We start from the raw sequence: 444 nt of genomic DNA, 5'->3' as shown, positions 1-444 counted from the left end.
ATCCAACTCTATTGCCTCTGCCATGAATTTGGCTTTCGATGTTCCTCCGATGGCTGTCGGTATTACTTTGGCGGTATTCGCCGGCCTGATCATCATCGGCGGCATCAACCGCATTGCCGGTATCGCGCAATTTGTCGTGCCGTTTATGGCGGTAATTTACATCTTGTGTGCCGTGATTATTTTGTTCAAATTCTCCGACCACATCATCCCGATGTTCCACAATATTTTTGTCGCCGCCTTCAATCCGGAAGCGGTATTGGGTGGTGCGGCCGGTATCGGTATGCGCGAGGCAGTCCGCTTCGGTGTGGCACGCGGCCTGTTTTCCAATGAAGCCGGTATGGGTTCGACCCCGCACGCTCATGCGACCGCCAACGTCAAACACCCTGTGCAACAAGGTATGGCTGCATTTATCGGTATCTTTATCGATACGCTGATGGTCTGCAC

Annotated in this window: 1 protein-coding gene; it reads left to right on the top strand. The window is 52.7% G+C overall.

The window, feature by feature from the left end; all coding sequences use genetic code 11:
- Positions 1 to 444 (top strand): alanine:cation symporter family protein (locus tag ACTHTY_RS12020; protein ID WP_440367860.1); only part of this gene is annotated, 444 nt, incomplete at both ends.

This window comes from Neisseria sp. P0019.S002, assembly GCF_051957155.1.
Taxonomy (GTDB): Bacteria; Pseudomonadota; Gammaproteobacteria; order Burkholderiales; family Neisseriaceae; genus Neisseria; species Neisseria perflava.
Note: the sequence above shows the minus strand (reverse complement) of the source record. Positions and strands in the feature narration are given on the sequence as shown.